At 58.2% G+C, this 19,322-nt stretch carries 16 protein-coding genes; 3 read left to right on the forward strand and 13 right to left on the reverse strand.

The features are described 5' to 3' along the window. Positions 1 to 29 precede the first annotated feature (29 nt). Entirely contained in the window at positions 30 to 830 is an 801-nt protein-coding gene (locus tag AB5Y76_RS15915; RefSeq protein ID WP_201955798.1) for a transporter substrate-binding domain-containing protein, read from the reverse strand. A gap of 513 nt (positions 831 to 1,343) precedes the next feature. Between AB5Y76_RS15915 and AB5Y76_RS15920 the strand changes: the two genes are divergently transcribed. Next, positions 1,344 to 2,480: a GGDEF domain-containing protein gene (locus tag AB5Y76_RS15920; RefSeq protein ID WP_113738713.1), complete on the forward strand. Its 1,137-nt coding sequence runs from the start codon at positions 1,344 to 1,346 to the stop codon at positions 2,478 to 2,480. An 18-nt stretch (positions 2,481 to 2,498) separates the two neighbouring features. Here AB5Y76_RS15920 and AB5Y76_RS15925 read toward each other — a convergent pair whose 3' ends face one another. The 8 genes from AB5Y76_RS15925 to AB5Y76_RS15960 form a co-directional block, all read right to left on the reverse strand. Next, positions 2,499 to 3,833, reverse strand: a complete 1,335-nt coding sequence (locus AB5Y76_RS15925; RefSeq protein WP_245095111.1) for an MFS transporter — start codon at positions 3,831 to 3,833, stop codon at positions 2,499 to 2,501. Between the two features lie 21 nt (positions 3,834 to 3,854). Next, positions 3,855 to 5,375, reverse strand: coding sequence for a signal transduction histidine-protein kinase/phosphatase UhpB (uhpB, locus tag AB5Y76_RS15930; protein WP_368177753.1), 1,521 nt, complete (start codon positions 5,373 to 5,375; stop codon positions 3,855 to 3,857). Next, the gene (gene uhpA, locus AB5Y76_RS15935) at positions 5,372 to 5,962 is read right to left on the reverse strand and encodes a transcriptional regulator UhpA (RefSeq protein ID WP_224967934.1); all 591 of its coding nucleotides are present in this window, start codon (positions 5,960 to 5,962) and stop codon (positions 5,372 to 5,374) included. The genes uhpB and uhpA overlap by 4 nt, the downstream gene beginning before the upstream one ends. A 193-nt stretch (positions 5,963 to 6,155) precedes the next feature. Further along, positions 6,156 to 6,551, reverse strand: coding sequence for a nucleoside diphosphate kinase regulator (rnk, locus tag AB5Y76_RS15940; RefSeq protein ID WP_005334070.1), 396 nt, complete (start codon positions 6,549 to 6,551; stop codon positions 6,156 to 6,158). A 245-nt stretch (positions 6,552 to 6,796) separates the two neighbouring features. After that, the gene (locus AB5Y76_RS15945; protein WP_368177756.1) at positions 6,797 to 7,534 is read right to left on the reverse strand and encodes a substrate-binding periplasmic protein; all 738 of its coding nucleotides are present in this window, start codon (positions 7,532 to 7,534) and stop codon (positions 6,797 to 6,799) included. 82 nt (positions 7,535 to 7,616) lie between these two features. After that, positions 7,617 to 8,303 (reverse strand): hypothetical protein, encoded by a 687-nt coding sequence (locus tag AB5Y76_RS15950; protein ID WP_368177757.1) that lies wholly within the window; start codon positions 8,301 to 8,303, stop codon positions 7,617 to 7,619. Between the two features lie 72 nt (positions 8,304 to 8,375). Next, positions 8,376 to 9,767, reverse strand: a complete 1,392-nt coding sequence (locus tag AB5Y76_RS15955) for an alkaline phosphatase (RefSeq protein WP_139406456.1) — start codon at positions 9,765 to 9,767, stop codon at positions 8,376 to 8,378. Positions 9,768 to 9,778: 11 nt separating this feature from the next. Continuing rightward, the gene (locus AB5Y76_RS15960) at positions 9,779 to 11,176 is read right to left on the reverse strand and encodes an alkaline phosphatase (protein WP_005334065.1); all 1,398 of its coding nucleotides are present in this window, start codon (positions 11,174 to 11,176) and stop codon (positions 9,779 to 9,781) included. 323 nt (positions 11,177 to 11,499) lie between these two features. On the opposite strand from AB5Y76_RS15960, the gene ylqF reads away from it, so the two are divergent. After that, a complete protein-coding gene (gene ylqF / locus AB5Y76_RS15965; protein WP_005334061.1) occupies positions 11,500 to 12,450 on the forward strand; it encodes a ribosome biogenesis GTPase YlqF in 951 nt (316 codons plus the stop codon). A 157-nt stretch (positions 12,451 to 12,607) separates the two neighbouring features. Here ylqF and AB5Y76_RS15970 read toward each other — a convergent pair whose 3' ends face one another. The 3 genes from AB5Y76_RS15970 to dinG all read right to left on the reverse strand — a co-directional run bounded on the left by AB5Y76_RS15970 (position 12,608) and on the right by dinG (position 16,561). Next, the gene (locus AB5Y76_RS15970; RefSeq protein WP_368177754.1) at positions 12,608 to 13,504 is read right to left on the reverse strand and encodes a histone deacetylase; all 897 of its coding nucleotides are present in this window, start codon (positions 13,502 to 13,504) and stop codon (positions 12,608 to 12,610) included. A gap of 182 nt (positions 13,505 to 13,686) precedes the next feature. Further along, positions 13,687 to 14,346 carry a DUF2057 domain-containing protein gene (locus tag AB5Y76_RS15975; RefSeq protein ID WP_270816956.1) on the reverse strand — a complete coding sequence of 220 codons (660 nt, stop codon included), beginning with the start codon at positions 14,344 to 14,346 and terminating at the stop codon, positions 13,687 to 13,689. A 142-nt stretch (positions 14,347 to 14,488) separates the two neighbouring features. Continuing rightward, on the reverse strand, positions 14,489 to 16,561 hold the full coding sequence (dinG, locus tag AB5Y76_RS15980) for an ATP-dependent DNA helicase DinG (protein ID WP_139411342.1): 2,073 nt from the start codon (positions 16,559 to 16,561) through the stop codon (positions 14,489 to 14,491). A 396-nt stretch (positions 16,562 to 16,957) separates the two neighbouring features. Between dinG and AB5Y76_RS15985 the strand changes: the two genes are divergently transcribed. Beyond that, a complete protein-coding gene (locus AB5Y76_RS15985) occupies positions 16,958 to 18,118 on the forward strand; it encodes a porin (protein WP_368177755.1) in 1,161 nt (386 codons plus the stop codon). A gap of 198 nt (positions 18,119 to 18,316) precedes the next feature. On the opposite strand, the gene AB5Y76_RS15990 is transcribed toward AB5Y76_RS15985, so the two are convergent. Further along, the gene (locus AB5Y76_RS15990) at positions 18,317 to 19,234 is read right to left on the reverse strand and encodes an IS5 family transposase (RefSeq protein ID WP_100645812.1); all 918 of its coding nucleotides are present in this window, start codon (positions 19,232 to 19,234) and stop codon (positions 18,317 to 18,319) included. Positions 19,235 to 19,322 lie beyond the last annotated feature (88 nt).

The following is a 19,322-nucleotide window of genomic DNA, read 5'->3' on the forward strand; positions in this document are numbered from 1 at the left end:
CAGGGGCGGCATGTGCCGCCCCCTGGAGGTTATTTGAGCTGATTCAGCCAGGCGTTGGATTCGAACCACTTCTTGTAGAGACGGTCGTAGCTGCCATCGCCCTTGATCTGGCGCAGGTAGTTGTTGAACCAGTTGAGGGTGTCCTGATCCCCTTTGCGGATGGCCCAGGCCAGCGGCTCGAAGGTGAACGGCTTGTCGAGGTGTACCACGGCGCCCTTGTTCTGGGAGGCGAAAATAGCGTTGTAGGGCAGGTCATAGACGAACGCATCGACCTTGCCGTTGATCACTTCCAGCTTGGCGTCATCCTGAGTTTCAAACTGCAGCAGGGTGGCTTTGGGGATCAGGCGCTTGACTGCCTGCTCGCCGGTGGTGCCGAGCTTGACCGCGATCTTGTATTTCGGGTCGTTGAGGTCGGTGAAGGATTTGATTTCGCCCGCCTTCTCTTTGCGCAGGACGATGGTCTGGCCGACCACGATGTAGGGATCGGCAAAGTTGACCCGCAGGTTGCGCTGGGGAGTGACGGTCATGCCGCCCATGATGACGTCGAACTTGTTGGTCAGCAGCGCCGGAATGATGCCATCCCAGGCGGTGTTGACGAATTCGACCTTCACGCCCATTTCTTTGGCGACCATCTTGGCGAGATCCACATCAAAGCCGATGTATTGGCCCTGCTTGTTGGTCATCTCGAAGGGTTGATAGCCTGCATCGAAGCCGACTCGCAGCACGCCGCGTTCGAGTACGGCATCCAGGGTGGAGGTGGGGGCAGGGGTCGGGGCCGCCGTGGCGATCCCGCAAAACAGCAGGGTAGAAAGAATCAGTTTTTTGATCATAAGTGACGTCTCTGTCGGTGGTGTGTTCGGCCTTGAACCTGATCCCGTGCGACTCCGTGGCACAAGAGACTGCTGCATCCGGCAACAGGCAAGACAGGATGAATGTCTTGAGCGGGACAAAAGCCCCATATGAGATGCTATGAATAGTGGTTGAGTGAAAAATGTACCAAAAACAGATTGTGTCAGAAGACTCAACAGGTTAGAGACATTTATTGCTCATGGCTTCATTCATAAAATCACACGAAAACAACATATCTATCTAATTGAGTGGGTTCAAGCCCAAATTATCCCCAAGACATTTTGTTACATAGAGAGGGGCTCGTATGTGGCTTGAGTCTGGTTGGGCTTATCTTTTTTGCATATCTCAAACCTGCTATAGCGGAATGGTGTGAGTTATCTGGTGGTGTGAAAAACAGACGAACAATATGTTTTTATTGTGAAAACAGTCAGGGTCTCTGGGTCTTGGCAAACGGTTCTCATATACTCACTTACCTCCCTCTGCCTGGTTTTGATATGGATGTCTCGTTGTTGCTGAAGCTGGATGTATTTACCCTGATGGTGATGGCATTGGGGGGATATAGCCTCGGGTTTATCACGCTCTCCATTATCTGGTCGACCCACCGGGAGATCCCGGGCATCGGGTTATGGTGGTGGTCCAGTCTCTGTGCGCTGGTGGCCCAGATACTTTTCTCGTTACAGGCATTTTTCCCCAGCTCCTCCGGCATCTGGCTGGCCAATACCCTGATCACTCTCTGCATTGTGTTGATGCCGCCGGCGCTGCAGCGCTTTTTCGGACAGCCCCCGAACTGGCGTGCTGGGGGGCTCTTTATGCTGGTCTATCTGCTGCTTCTGAGCTGGTGCATTGTGGAGGGGGGGATGGCGTCCCGGGTGTTGCTTGCTTGCCTGAGTTACATGGTGCTGGGTGCGGTGATCGTCTATCTGGTCTGGCGCCACGGCTACCCCCACTATCTGCCGGCGGTGATGGTCTTTACCCTGGTCAACGTGCTGCTCTACGCCTTCTACTTGATGCGGCTCTGGTTCCTCTGGCAGGACAACGTACAGATGCTGATGGATAAGAGCGGGGTCAATGTGCTGCCCTTCCTCTCCATGCTGATGGGTAGCTATCTTTCCACCTTCGGGGTGCTGCTGCTCTGTACCCAGTACCGTGCGCTGGCGCTGCGCCAGCAGGCTAGCCACGACCCTCTTACCGGTCTGCTCAACCGACGTGGCTTTATGGAGCAGCTGAAGCAGCAAAAGTGGGGTGACAGTGGCGCGCTGGCGGTGCTCGACATCGATGATTTCAAGCAGATCAATGACCAGCATGGTCATGAGGTGGGTGATCGGGTGCTGGCCGAGCTCGGTGCCTATCTGGGTAGTCAGCCCGATCTGGTGTGCAGTCGTTTCGGTGGCGAGGAGTTTGTGCTGCTCTTCTCGCAGCCCGGCGTGCTGGCCCTGCAGCGCTGCGAGGGATTGCTGGAGGAGGTCGCGAACCGCGACATGGGGGGGCTCTACATCACGGTCAGTATGGGACTCTCCCACTGGCAAGGGGAGTGGCACTTTGACCCTCTGTTCACTCAGGCCGACCATGCGCTCTACAGCGCCAAGCGGCAAGGCAAGAACCGGGTCTGTCAGGCTGGTCGGGAGGTGTAACTCCCGTTCAGTCCGGTATTACGTTATCTCGGCAGGCTGGGGGCGCGGTGCCTGCGCCTTGAGGAAGGGGAGCAGCAGCAGGGCCGAGACGCCTGCCGCCACCGAGATCACCACGAAGAAGCCGTTCCAGTGCCAGATCTCCATCACCTTGGCCAGCGGATAACCCGACAGCGCCGCCCCCATATAGGCGAACAGCCCGACAAAGCCGGTGGCCGCCCCCGCCGAGTTTTTGTGGGAGCACTCCGCCGCCGCCATGCCGATCAGCATCTGGGGGCCAAACACGAAGAAGCCGATGGTGAAGAAGCAGGCCGCCTGCATCACATAGCTGAAGAAGGGCATCAGCCAGAGCGACCCCACCGCCAGCAGGATCCCCACCGCAAAGATGAGGTTCATTGGGCCACGGTTGCCGTTGAACAGCTTGTCCGATCCCCAACCCGCCACCAGCGCACCGATAAAGCCTCCCACCTCGAACATGGAGATGGCCGAGTTGGCGCTCATCAGATTGAAGCCGCGCTGCTCGGTCATGTAGAGATTGCCCCAGTCATTGATGGCGGTGCGCACCACATAGACCAGTACGTAACAGCAGGCGAGCAGCCAGATATAGGGGTTGCCCAGCACATATTTGCGCAGGATCTGGCGATGGGAGAGCCCCGCATCCTGGGTCTGTTGGGCCAGCTCCATGGCGTCTTTGCGCCACTCGCCCACTGTGGGCAATCCCATGGCGCTCGGGGTATCGCGCAGTCGCCAGCAGAGGAACAACCCCGCGATGATGGCGATAAGGCCGGGCACTATCATGCCGTAGCGCCAGCCATGTTGCAGGGCGATGGTGCTGACGATGAGAGGGATGAGCGCCCCGCCGACGTTATGGGCTGTGTTCCAGGCCGACCACCAGACGCCGCGCTCGGTGCGCGAATACCAGCTGGTAAGCAGCTTGGAGCAGGGGGGCCAGCCCCAGCCCTGGAAGAAGGCGTTGGCGACCCAGAGGGCGGCAAACATCCAGAGTGCCGACGAGAGGCCGAACAGGATATTGATGACTCCGGTGGCCATCAGTCCGACACCCATAAAGTAGCGCGGGTTGGCGCGGTCACTGATGATGCCGGAGAAGAACTTGGAGCAGCCGTAGGTGATGTAGAACAGAGTCCAAAGCATGCCGATATCGGACTTGTCCAGCATGCCGCTCGCCAGCATGTCCGGCATGGCGAAGTTGAAACTCTTGCGAGTGAAGTAGAAGACCGCGTAGCCCAGATACATGGTCAGCAGCAGGTGCAGCCGCCAGTGGCGATAGGTGGCGTCGATCTCGCCCTGATCCCGGATAAGGGGCCGGGGCGGCGCGCTTCTCATAAAACTCAGCACAGGCAGGCCCTCTGGTGGTGATTAGCCATGACTCTCTTCCCGTCTGCGACTGGGCAGGTTGACCGTCAGTTGGGTGCCGTGGATGCAGGAGAGTTGCAGACTGCCCCCGAGGGCCTGTACCCGCTCGCGAATACCGAGCAGGCCATAGCCCTGTTGCGGGCGGCTTTCCGGCAGACCGCGGCCATCATCTTCCAGCACCAGTTGCAACTGCTCGCCGCTGGTCCGGGCGCGAATGGTGACCGAGTGGGCGTTGGCATGTTTGACCACGTTGTTGAGCCCCTCCTGACAGACCCGAAACAGGGTGACCCGCTGGGCATCCGAGAGATCCCCATCCGCCAGCTGCCACTCCAGACGGGTGACGATGCCGTGACGTTCCAGCTCCAGCTCCCGCAGCAGTGCCCGTACCGCCTGTTCGAGAGTCATGTCGTCGAGCTGACGCGGGCGCAGCCGCCCGAGCAGACCGCGTACCGCGTCATAGATCCCGAGCGACAGCGTGTCGATCAGGGCGCTGCTCTGGCCCACCCCGGCATTATCGGGGGCGAGGCGGCGCACTATGCCAGCCTGGGTTCGAATGGCGGTGATGGTCTGGCCGATGTCGTCGTGCAGCTCGCGCGCCACCTCCTTGCGGATGCTCTCCTCGGTCTCCAGCAGCCGCTCGGTGAGCTGGCGATTGTGGGCGAGCTGGCAGGTCAGCGCCTGATTGAGTTCGCGCTGGCGCTGGATCCCGGCACCCAGCAGCAGACCGGTGAGGCTCTGGGCCAGCAGGGAGAGCAGCAGATCGAGGGGGTGATCGTGCCAGGCCTGACTGGCCAGCAGGGCGATGGTATTCATCAGGGTGGCGAGCAGCGCCCCTTGCCAGCCGTAGCGCCACGCCATGGCGATGATGGGGATGGCCAGACAAAACGGGGTAAAGCGCACCAGCGAGTTGGGCAATCCCAGTTGCAGCCAGAGGCTCAATACGAACAGCAGCAGATACCAGACCAGATGGCGAAAGCGCCACTCTACCGGCTGATCCACCAGCGCAGGCCCCAGCGGCACCCAAGTGGCGCGGGTGAGGTAGTGCCAGATCAGCATGCAGGTGGAGGTCAGCGTCAGCCCGCCGGTCAGGCTGAGCAGCAGGGCCGAGAGGCCATCTTCCCCGGCCAGATGCCAGAGCAGGGCTTGCAGCAGCGCCGCCGCCGTGACGGTGGCGAGCAGCAGCAACAGTTGCTGCCAGTCGTTGCGCACCTGCTGGCGGCGGGCAATGAGCAGCGGTAGCAGGGTCAGCAGACTGCCCGCGACCAGCCAAGGCCAGTGGGGCAGCCCCACTTCCAGATTGAGCCAGTAGAGCAGCAGCCCTTCGCACAGCAACAGCGGCGGCCAGTAGTGGCCGGGACTTTGCAGCAGCAAGCCAAGGCGCAGGCCGAAGGGGAACAGCAGCACCGCCAGCGCAGGGCCACCCGCCAGATGAAGGCTGATGCTCCAGAGACAAAACCAGCCGGCGGCAAAGATGAAGCAGGCCGCCAGCGCGATGGCGACATAGCTGGCAAAACGGGAGATCACCAGCTATCCAGCATGCGGTGGGCCAGCTCGACGTTGTTGCTGACTTTGAGCTTGTCCATCAGGTTGGCGCGATGGACGTGAACCGTCTTGGGGGAGAGGCCAAGTTGCTCGGCAATGGCCTTCACCTCCAGCCCCTGTGCCAGCAACTGGGCAATCTCCCGCTCCCGATTGGTAAGGGGATCCCGGCTGCTGCTGGCCAGCTTCTGGGCGATGTCGGGGGTGAGGTAGCAGCCGCCGAGCGCGGCGGTGCGCACGGCAGCGATCAGCTCGTCCGGACTGCAGCGCTTGGAGAGAAACCCCTTGGCGCCGGTTTGCAAGGCCTGCTCGATGAGGGCCGGGCTGTCGTGCACCGAGAGCATCACAACCGCAAGGCCAGAGGGGAGCTGCTTGAGCAGATCCAGCCCCGATTGGTCGGGCATCGAGATGTCGCAGACGCAGACGCGCGCCCCGCTGCCGGGCAGGCCGGCAAGGGCATCGCTGGCGGAGCCGAATTCGGCGACCACCTGCAGGTCTGGCTCCAGATTGAGCAGTTGGGCAAAACCGGATCGGACGATCTGGTGATCGTCGATGAGGGCAATTTTTATCATGATGTCAGCCTGAAATTCGGTGCGTCATGACCATGACGCGGCCAACAAGATACCTGCCCCCCGAGTCAGGCTCAAGCAGCAGCAGGAAAAGGGGCTAAAAACCGGGGGGCAAGGTGCGCAAAGCTTGATCGGGATCAGCTGGCAAGGGCGAGCAAGCGGGCTGATCAACAGGGGGATGACCAGCCCGGGGGACTCAGCGGTGCAGCTCGCCGGCGCGCTCCGGCTGATAGACCACTTCCAGAATTTCGACCTCGATGGTGCGACCGGCCGGGCCTGGCCAGGCGATGCTGTCGCCCACTTTCAGGCCGAGCAGGGCGCTGCCTACCGGCGCCAGTACCGAGATGTTGCTCTCGTCGCCCTTGGCATCGCGCGGGTAGACCAGGGTGAGGCAGAACTCGTTGCCGCTGCTCTGCATCTTGAAGCGTACCTTGCTGTTCATGGTGACCACGTCCGGCGGCATGTCGGCTGGTTCGCGGATCTCGGCGCGGTCCAGCTCCTCTTGCAGGGCCAGATGCTGCGGGTGGTTGCCGAGCAGTTGTTCAATACGGTCCAGATCAAGGCTGGAGATAACCAGATGAGGTTGTTTCATAAGATATTCCTTATCAATAGCGGATAGGCCCATACCGGCGGGTGCAGGTTGGCCATCACGCAAAGTGTTACAAAAATGGATTCAACAGGTTCAATCGATTGAAAATGCCATGCCCCCAAGCGACTCGCGGCCGAAGGAGCGAGGCGGGGGCTCAGCAGGGTGTGAGCAAATGCGAGGAAATAGCGAGTATTTTCATGGGGCTACCATAACCATTCTGGCTGGCCTTGGCAACCGCGATTGAGTGACTACTCAGGAGCCTGATAGTTGTACTGACGGATGATCCGCGTGAGCGAGCCATCACGGCGCATCTCGTCGATTACGGCTTGCCAGCGCTGCGCCTGTTTGAAGGGGAAATCCTTATGAGCGGCCAGGAACAGTTGGGTGTTCATTAACACTTCCCCGCGAACCAGCTGTTGTGATGAGCGTTTGTCTTGTTGTTGGGCATACAGGATGACATTCCATGCGGCGACCCAGGCATCAATGCGACCGCGATGGAGTTTATGAGCGTTTAGTTGCTCATCTGCTACTGTCTCTCCCCGGATCCCGATGCGTTGTTTGAGTAGGTGTTGACCAAACGAGTAGCGCAGCACGCCCACATCAAGGTTCTTCAAATCGCTGCTTTTCAGTGCTTTTGGGTGAAACCGGCGATCGCTGACGATCAAAAACTGTTCATCGAGGATGGGCGTTACCCACTGATAGAGGTGCTCTCGCTGACTGCTTCGCACGGGCGGTATCATCAAGACATCGGGGCGGTGAATTGTCTGGGTCAGTGCACGTGGAAGTGGCATCAGCTCGATAGTAAGCGGCTCGTCTAGACGGCGGGCTGCTTCCTCCATGATCTCGATACCCACCCCGCTGGGTTTACCATGGGAGGACTGAATGACGTAAGGGGGCAGCTCGGCCGCCACCAGCACAATAGCCTGGGCACCGGTGTTCACCAGCAATAACAGTAGGGCAAAAAAGGGCAGGCAGAGAGCGCGCATCAAGGTCGTGAGCCAGAGTCGAATATGCAGAGTGTAACATTCCTGCCTGCGTTGTCGTTGTGCCCGCTGAGAGGTTGGGATCTCAGTCGAAGAAATCCCGCAGATCGCGCACTTCGTAATCAGCGAGTTGCTGCCAGGGGAGCTGAGCAGGCAGCTTGCGCAAGGTCACCTCCATCCGGTAGCTGCGATAGCCATCGAGGCTGGCCGATTCGACCACCAGCGGGATCTGCCACTGACTCGACCAGAGAATGCGGGTTCGTTGCTGCCCTTCGCGTTTTTCATACCAGCGGGCCTGCTCGGGGGCGGCCTCATCCAGCGGGGTCATCCCCTCGATCAGCCCCGGGTTGACGAGATGGCGGATCCGCGGCCAGTCGGGCTTGAAGGCCACCTGGCCATACTCTTCCACCGGCACTTCAACCAGCTGGTTGTGCCAGCTGTCGGCATAACGCAGTTGCAACTCACCTTCATCACTGCGACTGACCCAGCGGGCTGCCATCTGGTGGGTAAAGTGCTTGTGGCCGGGGGTTGCGTCGTGAGTGGCGTGATAGGCACGGGCAAGGGGGAGGGGAATGAGCCGCTGGCTCCACACCTGATTGCCCACGCGCAGCCACTTCTCTTGCCAGACACTCTCTCTGGCGATGCCATCGCTGCCGGTGTTCCGGTCGTGATAGCTGATCCGGGCGGCGAGGTCCGGGGGCGTGTCGTCAGCATGCAGGGGGAAGGCGAGGGTGCTGCCAAGCAGCCATAACGAAAGCAAAAGTCGCATCATCATCTGTCGCTCGAAAGAGCCGGGGCCCGGGCCGCTGAGTCGATTGCTCAGATGCACCCAGGCCCCTGCTGCTTACAGGCCGAGCGCCTCCCGCAGTTTGCCAAACACCTTGGTGTTATCCAGCGTGCCTTTGAAGCGGTTGCTGCCGGCGCCATCGGCAAACAGCATCACATCGCCGCCTCCGTGGGTTTCCGATGTCAGTTTGACGCCGGTCTCCTGCAGATAGTCATTAGCCATCACCTGATCGCTGGTGAGGACCGGGCGTACATCGGGGCGGTTGGGGCCGTTACCGAACACCAGGGTGGTGAAGGGCTTGCCATCCACGTCGTTCTGGGTCGAGCCATCGCCATTTTTCACCAGATCCAGCACCGGATTGCCCTTGGCGGAGTAGCCGTTAATGGTCATGGTGTGGTCATGGTCGGCGGTGACCACGATCAGGGTATTGTTGAGATCCACTTTACCCAGCGCCGTCTTGACCGCCTCATCCAGTGCCACCGCGTCGGTGAGCGAGCGCTTGGCGTTGGTGCCGTGCAGGGCGTGATCGATCCGGCCGCCTTCTACCATCAGGAAGTAACCCTGACTGTTTTTGCTCAGCAGATCGATCGCCTTGGCGGTCATTTCGGAGAGGGACGGCTGGGTATTGGCTGCCCCCTTGGCGACCCGATCCAGCTCGTAGTCGAGGTGGGATTTACTGCTGAACAGGCCGAGCACCTTGCCGCTGGTGACCTTGGCCAGTTCACTTTGAGTGGTGACATAGCTGTATCCCTGTGCCTTCATCTCGGTGGTCAGGTCGCGGTTGTCATTGCGACCGCCCTTGTTGCTGGCGCTGTAGGGGGTCCAGTGGTTGGCACCACCACCCATCAGCACATCGACCCCATCCTTGAGGGCACTGTTATAGCCAGCGCCCCCAGGAACGGCCTGTGCGGCGATGTCATAAGCGGCATCCCGATGGCAGATGTGGGCGTAGGTGGCCGCCGGGGTAGCGTGGGTCAGCTCGGTGGTGGTGACGGCTCCGACCGATTTGCCTGCCGCCTTGGCCAGCTCCAGGATGGTGGGTACCGGCTTGCCGTTATCGCTGCTGCAATTGTTGACGGTTTTGTTGCCATTGACGTCTTTGCCGGGGGCGACGGCTTTGGTGTCGCTGCTCATGGCGATCACCTCGTTGTTCATCTTGACCCCGGTGGTGTAGGCCGCCATGGAGGGGGCCGAGTCGGTGGTCTGGGCATCGTTGGAGAAGGTCTTGATGCGGGCACTGCGCGGCAGTTTCATCATCTCCAGATTGCCCTCTTCCCCCACCTTGAACAGGCGGGTGGCGGTGAGCACGGTGGGGCCCATGCCATCACCGATAAAGAGAATGACGTTTTTGGCATCACCGGCTTGTGCCTGGGAGGTTGCGCCCAGCGCACTGAACAGGGCGGCGCAGACCAGCGTGTGCTTGATGGATGTGTTCATCTGTTTGCTCATGAAAGTGCTCCTTACAGCTTGGCCGCAGCCTTGATCTTGCCGAACACGGCGGTGTTATCGAGTGAGCCATGGAAGCTGTCAGCCCCCTTGCCGATGGCGCCGAGGAAGACATCGGTGCCGCCGTGGGTCTCATTGCCGATTTCGCCTACCTTGACCACCACTTCCTGGTGGTAGTCATTGGCGGAGACGGTGGCATCGTCGAGCGGGGCGACGCTGCTGCGCGGGCCATCCACCCGGTTGTAGCCGTTGCCAAAACCTATGATGGTGTAGGGCATGCCCTCGCTATCCTTGCTTGGCTCGCCAGTCTCGTAGTTCTTCACCAGCCCGAGTACGCCGGGGTTGTCGGCGGTGGTCTTGCCGGTGCGCTTGGCATAGCCGTTGAGCACGAGCGTGTGGTCGTGGTCGGCGGTGACCACGATCAGGGTGTTTTTCAGCTCGGGGTCGCTCTTTTTTACCTCGTCGATGGCGGCCTTGATGGCGTTGTCGAAGGCGATGGTGTCCTGCAGCGCCCGCTTGGCGTTGGTGTCGTGCAGGGCGTGGTCGATGCGACCCCCTTCCACCATCAGGAAGTAACCCTTCTCTTTGCCCTTGAGCTGCTTGATGGCGGCCAGGGTCATCTGGGCCAGTGACGGCTCGCTGGCGGGACGGTCCAGGTCATATTTCATGTGGCTGGAACCAAACAGACCCAGCAGCGGTTTGCCCGCATCGGCCTTGTTCAGCTCATCCAGATTGCTGGCAAACTGGTAGCCCTTGGCCTGCATTTCGCTGATGAGGTTACGGCCATCCTCCCGCTTGCCCTTGTCGGCTTTGGGCAGGAAGAAACTGCTGCCGCCACCGAGCACCACATCCAGTCCCTCCTTGAGGGCGCTGTTGTAGCCTTTGCCGCCCGGTACCAGCTGGACGGCGATATCTGCCTCCAGATCCCGGTTGCAGATATGGGCATAGGTAGCCGCCGGGGTGGCGTGGGTTACCCGGGTGCTGGTTACCACACCGGTGCCGCGGCCATCGGCTTTGGCCAGCTCCAGCAGGGTAGTCACTGGCTTGCCGGCGCTCTTGCTGCAGTCGCTCTCATAGGTGGCGTCGCCGTCCATGCTGATGACGCCGTTGTTGCTCTTGACCCCGGTCATGTAGGCCGCCATGGAGGGGGCCGAGTCAGTGACCTGGGCATCGTGGGAGAAGGTCTTGATAAAGGCCGTCTCTGGCAGGGTATCGATGGTGAGATCACCCTCTTCGCCGACACCGTAGATGCGGGCCGCCGTCAGGGTGTTGAGGCCCATGCCGTCACCGAGGAAGAAGATGACGTTGGTGGGTTGGGCTGCGGGCTTGGTCGCCACCGTGTCATTGTCTGATTTGCAGCCGGCAGCCAGGGCGGCGCCGATCATCACTGCAAGTCCTGCCATTTTTCTCATTGGGGTTCGCTCCTTGTAAAACCTGAGCGCAGCCTAGAGGGGGCAGATGACACTTTTACTGACTATCGGTGACGGTTGTGTGAAAAAGTGATGAAAATGTTACACTATATCAATGTGTTATCTATCAATTGAGCCAGTTGGTCCGGTCGCTTCCGGCAAGGTTGCTCCACCTCGGCGGTTTGCTGATTTGATGAGGTGATGGTTAGAATGACCTGTCAAAAGAGGCCCGCAGCAGGTAAAATGCGCCCCCTTCGTTCGATGCCCGCGGCAGAGCGCCTGTTGTTCCATGCGCCCGCCCGCAGCCCCCACAGAGAGTAACGGATATGTCCATCAACTGGTTCCCCGGTCACATGCACAAGGCCCGCAAAGAGATTGCCGAGGTCATGCCCCAGGTCGATGTGATCATCGAGATGCTCGATGCCCGCATCCCCTTCTCCAGCGAAAACCCGCTGGTGCCCGAGCTGCGTGGTGATACCCCGGTGATCAAGGTGCTGAACAAGGCGGACCTGGCCGATCCGGCGATCACCGATCTGTGGGTGGCGCACATGGAAAAAGAGAAGGGGATCAAGGCGCTGCCGCTGACGCAACAAGAGCCGGAGAAGATCAAGCAACTGCTGACTCTCTGCCACGAGATGTTGCCGGAGCGCAATTTTGAGCTGCGCGGCGTGCGGGCGATGATCATGGGGATCCCCAACGTGGGCAAGTCCACTCTGATCAATACCCTGGCCGGGCGCATCATCGCTCGCACCGGCAACGAGGCGGGGGTGACCAAGTCCCAGCAGCGGATCAAGCTGGATAACAACGTTATCCTGACCGATACCCCGGGTTTTCTCTGGCCCAAGCTCAACCCGCCCTCCTGCGGTTATCGTCTGGCCATCACCGCGGCCATCAAAGACACTGTGTTCGACTATGCCGATATCGCCATGTTCGCCGCTGACTACTTCATCAAGGCCTATCCGGAGCGGATCAAGGCGCGCTACCAGATTGATGAGTTGCCCGAGACCGAGATCGAGCTGCTGGAGATGATCGCCCGCCAGCGGGCGTTTATGCGCAAAGGGGGGCTGGCCGACTTGCACAAGGCGTCCGAGATCCTGATTAACGAGTTCCGCTCCGGCTTGCTTGGCCGCATCTCGCTGGAGACGCCGGAGATGGTGAGCGTCGAGATTGTCGAAGCCGCCGCAGAAGCCGAGCAAAAAGCCAAAGAGAAGGCCGAGCGGGAAGAGGAGCGTCAGGCCCGCGCCCGTCGCAAGTACGCCCGCAAGCGTCAGAAATAGTTATCCTCAGGCGTCCCGAGCTTGCCTGACAACGAGCGAGCTTGTTTGACCGAGATGACGAAACACGAAGAGGCGACCCTAGGGTCGCCTCTTCTGTTTTATCTGGTGAAGTGCCCGCCCACTTCTGATGGGGTGTCCGCGCTATCAAGCCATGCCATCAGCCAAAACGGTGGCGCGCTATTTCAAACAGCGACATATGAAGCGGGATCAGCTGTTGCCAGTCGCGGCGATAGCCGCCACCAGGCACAGCGGCGACAGGCAACCCATGCTTGATTGCACAGTCAAATACCATGGCATCGCGCAGGCGAACCCCTTCATCGCTCAAGGAGAGATAACCAAGCTCGTCGGCATGATGCACATCGACGCCTGCCTGATAGAGGATGAGATCCGGCGAATAGAGCCGCAGTGCCAGCGAGAGTGCTTGTTGCAGTGTGGTGAGATAGGCATCGTCCGTCATGCCGCTTGGCAGCGGAAAGTCGAGGTGAGAGGTGGCTTTGTGATGGGGAAAGTTGTGCTCCCCATGGAGGGAGAGGGTGATGATATCGCGCCGTTCGGCGCACAGGGCCGCACTGCCATCCCCCTGATGCACATCGAGATCGACGATCAGCACCTGTTCACAGTGCCCCTCGTCGAGGCAAGCCTGGGCGGCAATCACCAGATCGTTGAACAGACAAAAACCGCTGCCGTGATCCCGATGGGCGTGGTGGTAGCCACCGGAGATCTGCAAGCCGCAGCCCTGCTCAAGCGCATAGCGGCTGGCGGCAATGGTGGCTCCCACCGAGCGCAAGGTGCGCTCCATCAGCATGGGTGACCAGGGAAAACCGATCTTGCGGATGGCGCGATCTTCCAGCTGGCCGCTCAGGGCCGCCGCGACATAATCGGCATCGTGAATGCGACAGATTTGCTCCCGGGTAGCGGCGGGCGCTTCGCCAAGGGGGTAACCCTGTACCTGCAGGCGTTCAAACAGCCCTTGATACTTGGCCAGCGGGAAGCGATGGCGCTCGGGTAGCGTCAGGGAGGAGTAGAGGAGGTGATAGAAAATGCGCAACGACATGGTGCCATTCTCCCTGGCAAGGTGGCGCTTTCTATATATGAAATCAGCAGATGAATCCATGTATGTACTCCCTATATAAAGGGGAAGTGGCAGCGCATAAATCAAGACGCGTCGTGAGTGAGACCGCAGGATATGGAAAAGGGGAGCTTGGCTCCCCTTTTCAGTCAATATTTCAGCCCGGCTTATTGCTGCTGGATAACCCAGATCTGGAAGGCTTTGCGGGTTTCCGCATCGGCCTTGTTGTACCAGTTTTGCAATTGGGTCAGGGCTTCCGGATTGCTTTGAGCCTTGCTGGGGGCAACCTGAACCGGTGCGCTGGCGGCAGCCATCACGGCAGCAGTAGAGACGGCAACGGTTTTGGGCTGGTTGAAGGCTTTGCCCATGTTGATCAGCTCTTGCTGATAGTCACGGGTCAGCTGGAAGCCCTCTACTTTCGGCATCACGAACTGTTCGCTACTCACTTGCTGACCACTGACCTTGTCTTTCAGCGTGACTTTCTGATCCTTCAGGAATTGTTTGGCTTCTGCTTCGTTGCGGGGCTTTTTATAGTCCAGCACCAGCTGCTGGTTGTCGGCAGCGGTGAAGTTCAGCACCAGCGGCTCGGCGGTCACCAGCTTGATTTCGTCTCGATTAGAATAATTGCCTTCAAATGCAACCACGAGCTGATGTTTACCAACGCTAAGTGGAAACTTTTTGGTGTTATCGAGTAATGAGGGATTGATTGCTTGACCATCGATCAGCTGGACGACATACGGGGTGGTCACTTCCAATTGGGCATCAGCAAGGGCGCTACCGGCCCACAACAGACCAGCCAGCGCCGGTACCAGAACAGTCAGTTTCATTTCATCTCCTTGAACAGTCAGGCGATTGCCCACTGAAAACAGGGGCTCATTTTTACAGGTTTGGCCTACTGCGGCAATGGCTCTTTCTGGTGCTCGATGTTTGCGCTGCTGTCAGTTTGTTTGTCAATAGCGGCAGACTGATTTACTCGATCCGCCGTGTAAACGGGGGGAGAGCATCAAGCAACCCCTTGCCATAACGTTTGGTCAGCAGGCGGCGGTCGAGAATGGTGACCCGTCCCCGATCAGCCTCTTTGCGGATGAGGCGGCCACAGGCCTGGATAAGCTTGCGCGATGCCTCCGGCACTGTCAGTTGCAGAAAGGGGTTCCCCCCTCGCTGCTCCACCCACTCGGCGGTGGCCTCCTCGACCGGCGAGTTGGGTACCGCAAAGGGGAGTTTGGTGATCACCAGATTGGTGAGATAGTGACCCGGCAGATCCAGCCCCTCCGAGAAGCTGCCGGTACCAAACAGGATGCTGGCCTGACCGCCATCGCATTTTTGTTTGTGCAGGGTGAGCAGGGCATTGCGGGAGGCTTCCCCCTGCACCAGCAGTGATAGTCCCTTGGCTCGCAAGCCAACGGCCACCTCATTCATCTGGCGGTAGGAGGAGAAGAGCACCAGACTCGCCTCCTTGCCCGCCAAAATGCGTGGCAGCACGCTGATGAGTTCGTTGGTAAAGGCCGGCGAGTTGGGTTCGTGCTCCATCTTGGGCAGATAGAGCTCGGCTTTCTGATAGTCAAAGGGGGAGCGCAGGCGCAGATAGCGGGTACCATCGTGCTCCTTGAGCCCCACCTGATGGCGAAAATAACTAAAGGAAGAGAGGGCGGTGAGGGTCGCGGAGACCAGTACGGCACCTAGACATTTCGACCAGAGCCACTCCTCCAGCAGATAGCCCACCTCTATCGGTGAGGCGTGCAGCCAGATATCGCCGTCATCGCTCTTGGCCATCCAGCGGGCGAGCGGGGTTTTGCCGGTCGGCACATGGCGCCCCAGCATCTCCCAGAGGGCGCAGAAACTCTCCAGTCGCTGCAGATGAAAACCGCTCTCGGCCAGCAGGGGCTCGGCCTCCTTGCGGCGGATCTCACCATCTTTCAGCGCTTCACCGATGGCTCCTTGCATCCGATCCAGCGCCCGCAGCGCCTTCTTGCTCGACTCCTTGAGATTCTCTGCCAGCATGGGCAGGGGATCCGGCAATACCCCTTCGGCGAAACGGTAGTGGGGTTCACTGCCAAAAAGCCGATCGTTGGCGCTGAGCCACTGCTCGACCGCCTTCAGATCAGGCTGGATGGAGGCCAGTGCATCCTGCAGTTTGAGTTGGGGGTCGAGCAGGCTCTCCTTATTAAGAGTCCGCGCCAGCTTGCCTGCACTTTGTACCAGCTTCTCCAACCAGCGACGCGAGCCTTTGACGCTGGCCGACGCCGCGCCGTGATCCCGGGCAATGGTGGGCAGGTGATGGGCCTCATCCAGCACATAGATGCACTCATCGGGGGGCGGCAGAATGATGCCGCCGCCCATGGTCAGATCGGAGAGCAGTAGTGCATGGTTGACGACCAGCACATCGGCGCTCTCCATATCGTTGCGGGCGCGATGAAATGGGCAGTGCTGGTGATGGCTCAGCGCCTTGTTGCAGGTGTGGCGGTCGGCGGCGATGCGATCCCAGCAAGTGTCGGGAATGGGCTCCGGCCAGTTGTCCCGATCCCCGTCCCATTTACCATTGGTGTAGGCCTGCCACAGGGCCTGGTAGCGATCTTTGTCGCTGTCAGAGGGCTTGGACTTGCTCAGACTGCCAAAGTCGAGCTCGAAGTTGGCCATCTCGGCGCCACTGGCTGCCTGCTCCAGCAGATGCTCGCAGCAGTAGCGCTGACGCCCCTTGACCAGCATAAAGCGAAACGGCAGCTCGCTGTGGCGGTGGTAAAAGGGGAGGTCTTTGTGGATCAGCTGCTCTTGCAGAGCCACTGTGGCAGTGGAGATCACCAGCTTCTTCTGGGTGAGTCGCGCAACCGGAATGGCGCCCTGCGCATAGGAGAGGGATTTGCCGATACCGGTACCCGCTTCGGCAACCAGGATCCGGCGCTGTTTGTCGTACTCGCCGGTCAGGGTTTTGGCTATCTCGGCCACCAGAAAGTTCTGCTCTTTGCGCGGCACAAAACCGGGTAATCCATCCGAAATCTGGCGATAGGTTTGACGAATGGTGGCTTTAAGGCGAGTAGAGAGCATGAAGAGAAGGCCAGTTAGGGGTTAATCGAAGTACAAGGATACCCGCAACCCCTTGGTGAGGTCGAGGCAACAGCCATTATCACGGCAGTTTTACGCTGATCAGACCACTTTGGTTGTTTATCAGGTAGTTAGCGTTATTTGCATGAAAAATAGACTATTTTAGTCCAAATAATCAGCAGGATTAATTGTAAACGTTTTCCCGTTGGTTCTGCTTCAAGTGAGATGCGCATCACATTTTCATCTTGGTGACCATGATTTCCATAAAAAGTTCCAAGTTTTTTCATTGCGGTTCAAAAAATCCGGTGCTAGTCTCGGCGGCATAGTGATGCAAAGAACATCGCTAACACAGGGAATAACAACGACTTAGTGTTTAACTTACAGTAGGCATTGGAAACTATGAAAAAGACAATTCTGGCAATTGCTATCCCGGCTCTGTTCGCTTCCGCAGCCAACGCAGCTACCGTATATGACAAAGATGGCACCAAGTTTGATGTATATGGACGTGTTCATGCCGCCTATCAAGGCGAAGAAAACACTGCCGCATTGGACGAAAAGGACAATGGCGATCTCTTTTACAAAAAGAGCGATTCCACCACTAAAGGTGAAGTCTATACCTATGCCCGTACCGGTATGCAGGGTAAAGTTGCCCTGAACAACACTTGGTCTGCGATTGCTCAGGGCGAATGGCAACTGAGTTCAGAAAACAGCAAGCAAGATTCTCTTACTGCACGTCATGTTTGGGCCGGTTTTGATGGTTCTCAATATGGTAAGTTCATGTTTGGTCAGACCGATACTGCTTCTAAGTGGGGCGTACAAGATCGTGCCGATATCTTTGAAGAGCTGGGTAACGTTGCGAGCGTAAACGATGGTCGCCAAGAAGGTCAGGTTATCTACCGTGGTGAGTGGAATGGCGCTTTCTTCAATGCCTCCTACATCAGCAAAAATAGCAGTATGGATGAATTTGGTACAGAATTGTTGTCCAAATCTCTGACCTCTACATCAGTCGATAAAGACAGTAACAAGAAAGGACTGGAAGGCGGTTATGCTGTTGGTGCCGGTTATAACATGGCTAACGGCTTTGGCTTCGGCGTGAGTATCGAGAACAAAGAATTTGAACGTGGCACTTATCTGGGCGCAGAGAAAGACATCAATGGCAATATCACCGGTGCAACAATCAGCAACTTGAAGAGTAAAGATGACTGGGCGATCGGTACTTCTTACGCCTTTGATGCCTTCTATTTCGGCGCCATGTATAACGAATCCAAGCTGAAAGGCTTCGATGATGGTCAAGAGATTAAAGCGAAAGGCTTTGAACTGGCTGGTTCTTACACCATCGACTCCTGGAAACTGCTGGCTGGCTACAACAAGCTGGATGCTAAAGGTACCAATATTGACAGTGTTGTTGGTACAACAAATGATGTCGAGATCTTTGATCGCGTAATTCTGGGTGTTGAGTATGCCTTCACTTCCAACATCAAGTCTTATGCTAACTACGCAATCGAAAGCGCTGGCGAGAAAGATGACCAGTGGGAATTCGGCATGCAGTACAACTTCTAATAAGTTGCACGTGAGTAATATCCTGGCTTGAGTCTTTGACCTAGCTACGAATGGCCGAGATAATATCTCGGCCATTTTCTTTTTGGCGGCATTGCTATTGCGTAACGGAGTTCTGGTGAATCGCCAGATTGTAGTTTCTAGTGGCGTTGTTTCCCAAATCAACCATCAAGCAGCAACTGCCCCAGCCCCTGGTGACCGCTACACTCGGGGCTTTCTGACAGGTAGACCAAGGGTATTCAGCTTGTTTATGGCGCTAACATACGCCATGACTTCTCCCACTTGGCCGTTGTAGTTACGCAGACTGATTTTCCCCGCCAGCAATTGCTTGAGCCGATACATCGCCGTCTCTGCCAGCGAGCGACGGTGATACCCCGATATCTTCTTCCAGTGCGCCAGCCCTTTCTTGCGCATCACCAGCACGGCCTCATTTCTTGGATGCCCCTTTTTCCATAACCCCGCGCTCTTACGAGGCGGGATACAGGCTGTCGCCCCTTTGCGCGAGATAAGCTGATGGCTGGCTTTGCTGTCATAGGCACCATCCGCATAAACATGTCCCAGCTTACGCCGCAGAGGGTTGAGCAAGGTGGGCAACACCTCGGCATCATGGACATTTTCCAGTGAGACTTCCGCCGCCACGATATCGTGGGTCACCGGGTCTACCGCCAGATGCAACTTGCGCCACACTCGCCGCTTCTCCGAACCGTGTTTTCTGACCTTCCACTCGCCTTCCCCAAACACCTTCAGCCCGGTTGAGTCGATAACCAAGTCGGTAATACGTTCCTTTGGGGGCTGTCGATAAGCCACAGTCACCGAGCGTGCTCGCTTGCTGACGCAGCTATAGTCCGGTGCGCACAACGGTACATTCATCAACTCGAACAGGGAGTCTAGTAGTCCCTGAGTGGCCCGTAGAGTGAGGTTGAAAATCCCCTTGAGCATCAGGAAGGTACAGATGGTCTGGTCGGTGTAAAGCTGGCTGCGACCTCGGCGCCCATGATGGTCGTGGTGAAACCAGCTGTTCATGGCTTCGGCATCAACCCAGAAGGTGAGTGAACCACGGTTAATCAAAGACTTGTTGTATGTAGGCCAGTTGGTGATGGGGTGAAGCGACGTGCCCATGATGCAAACTTGAAGAGGATGGTGGTGATCAGATCTCCGAGTCCTCAGTAAGTTCCCTTCAAACTGCATCGATTTAGGCAACAACGCC

The sequence above is a fragment of the Aeromonas sp. R1-2 genome (assembly GCF_040908505.1).
Lineage (GTDB): Bacteria > Pseudomonadota > Gammaproteobacteria > Enterobacterales > Aeromonadaceae > Aeromonas > Aeromonas veronii.

Bases quoted from the DNA above. Each gene is read 5' to 3' on its own strand.
- AB5Y76_RS15915 (WP_201955798.1), bottom strand. From the start codon at position 830: ATGATCAAAAAACTGATTCTTTCTACCCTGCTGTTTTGCGGGATCGCC.
- AB5Y76_RS15920 (WP_113738713.1), top strand. From the start codon at position 1,344: ATGGATGTCTCGTTGTTGCTGAAGCTGGATGTATTTACCCTGATGGTG.
- uhpA (WP_224967934.1), bottom strand. From the start codon at position 5,962: ATGATAAAAATTGCCCTCATCGACGATCACCAGATCGTCCGATCCGGT.
- rnk (WP_005334070.1), bottom strand. From the start codon at position 6,551: ATGAAACAACCTCATCTGGTTATCTCCAGCCTTGATCTGGACCGTATT.
- AB5Y76_RS15945 (WP_368177756.1), bottom strand. From the start codon at position 7,534: ATGCGCGCTCTCTGCCTGCCCTTTTTTGCCCTACTGTTATTGCTGGTG.
- AB5Y76_RS15950 (WP_368177757.1), bottom strand. From the start codon at position 8,303: ATGATGCGACTTTTGCTTTCGTTATGGCTGCTTGGCAGCACCCTCGCC.
- AB5Y76_RS15955 (WP_139406456.1), bottom strand. From the start codon at position 9,767: ATGAGCAAACAGATGAACACATCCATCAAGCACACGCTGGTCTGCGCC.
- AB5Y76_RS15960 (WP_005334065.1), bottom strand. From the start codon at position 11,176: ATGAGAAAAATGGCAGGACTTGCAGTGATGATCGGCGCCGCCCTGGCT.
- ylqF (WP_005334061.1), top strand. From the start codon at position 11,500: ATGTCCATCAACTGGTTCCCCGGTCACATGCACAAGGCCCGCAAAGAG.
- AB5Y76_RS15970 (WP_368177754.1), bottom strand. From the start codon at position 13,504: ATGTCGTTGCGCATTTTCTATCACCTCCTCTACTCCTCCCTGACGCTA.
- AB5Y76_RS15975 (WP_270816956.1), bottom strand. From the start codon at position 14,346: ATGAAACTGACTGTTCTGGTACCGGCGCTGGCTGGTCTGTTGTGGGCC.
- dinG (WP_139411342.1), bottom strand. From the start codon at position 16,561: ATGCTCTCTACTCGCCTTAAAGCCACCATTCGTCAAACCTATCGCCAG.
- AB5Y76_RS15985 (WP_368177755.1), top strand. From the start codon at position 16,958: ATGAAAAAGACAATTCTGGCAATTGCTATCCCGGCTCTGTTCGCTTCC.
- AB5Y76_RS15990 (WP_100645812.1), bottom strand. From the start codon at position 19,234: ATGGGCACGTCGCTTCACCCCATCACCAACTGGCCTACATACAACAAG.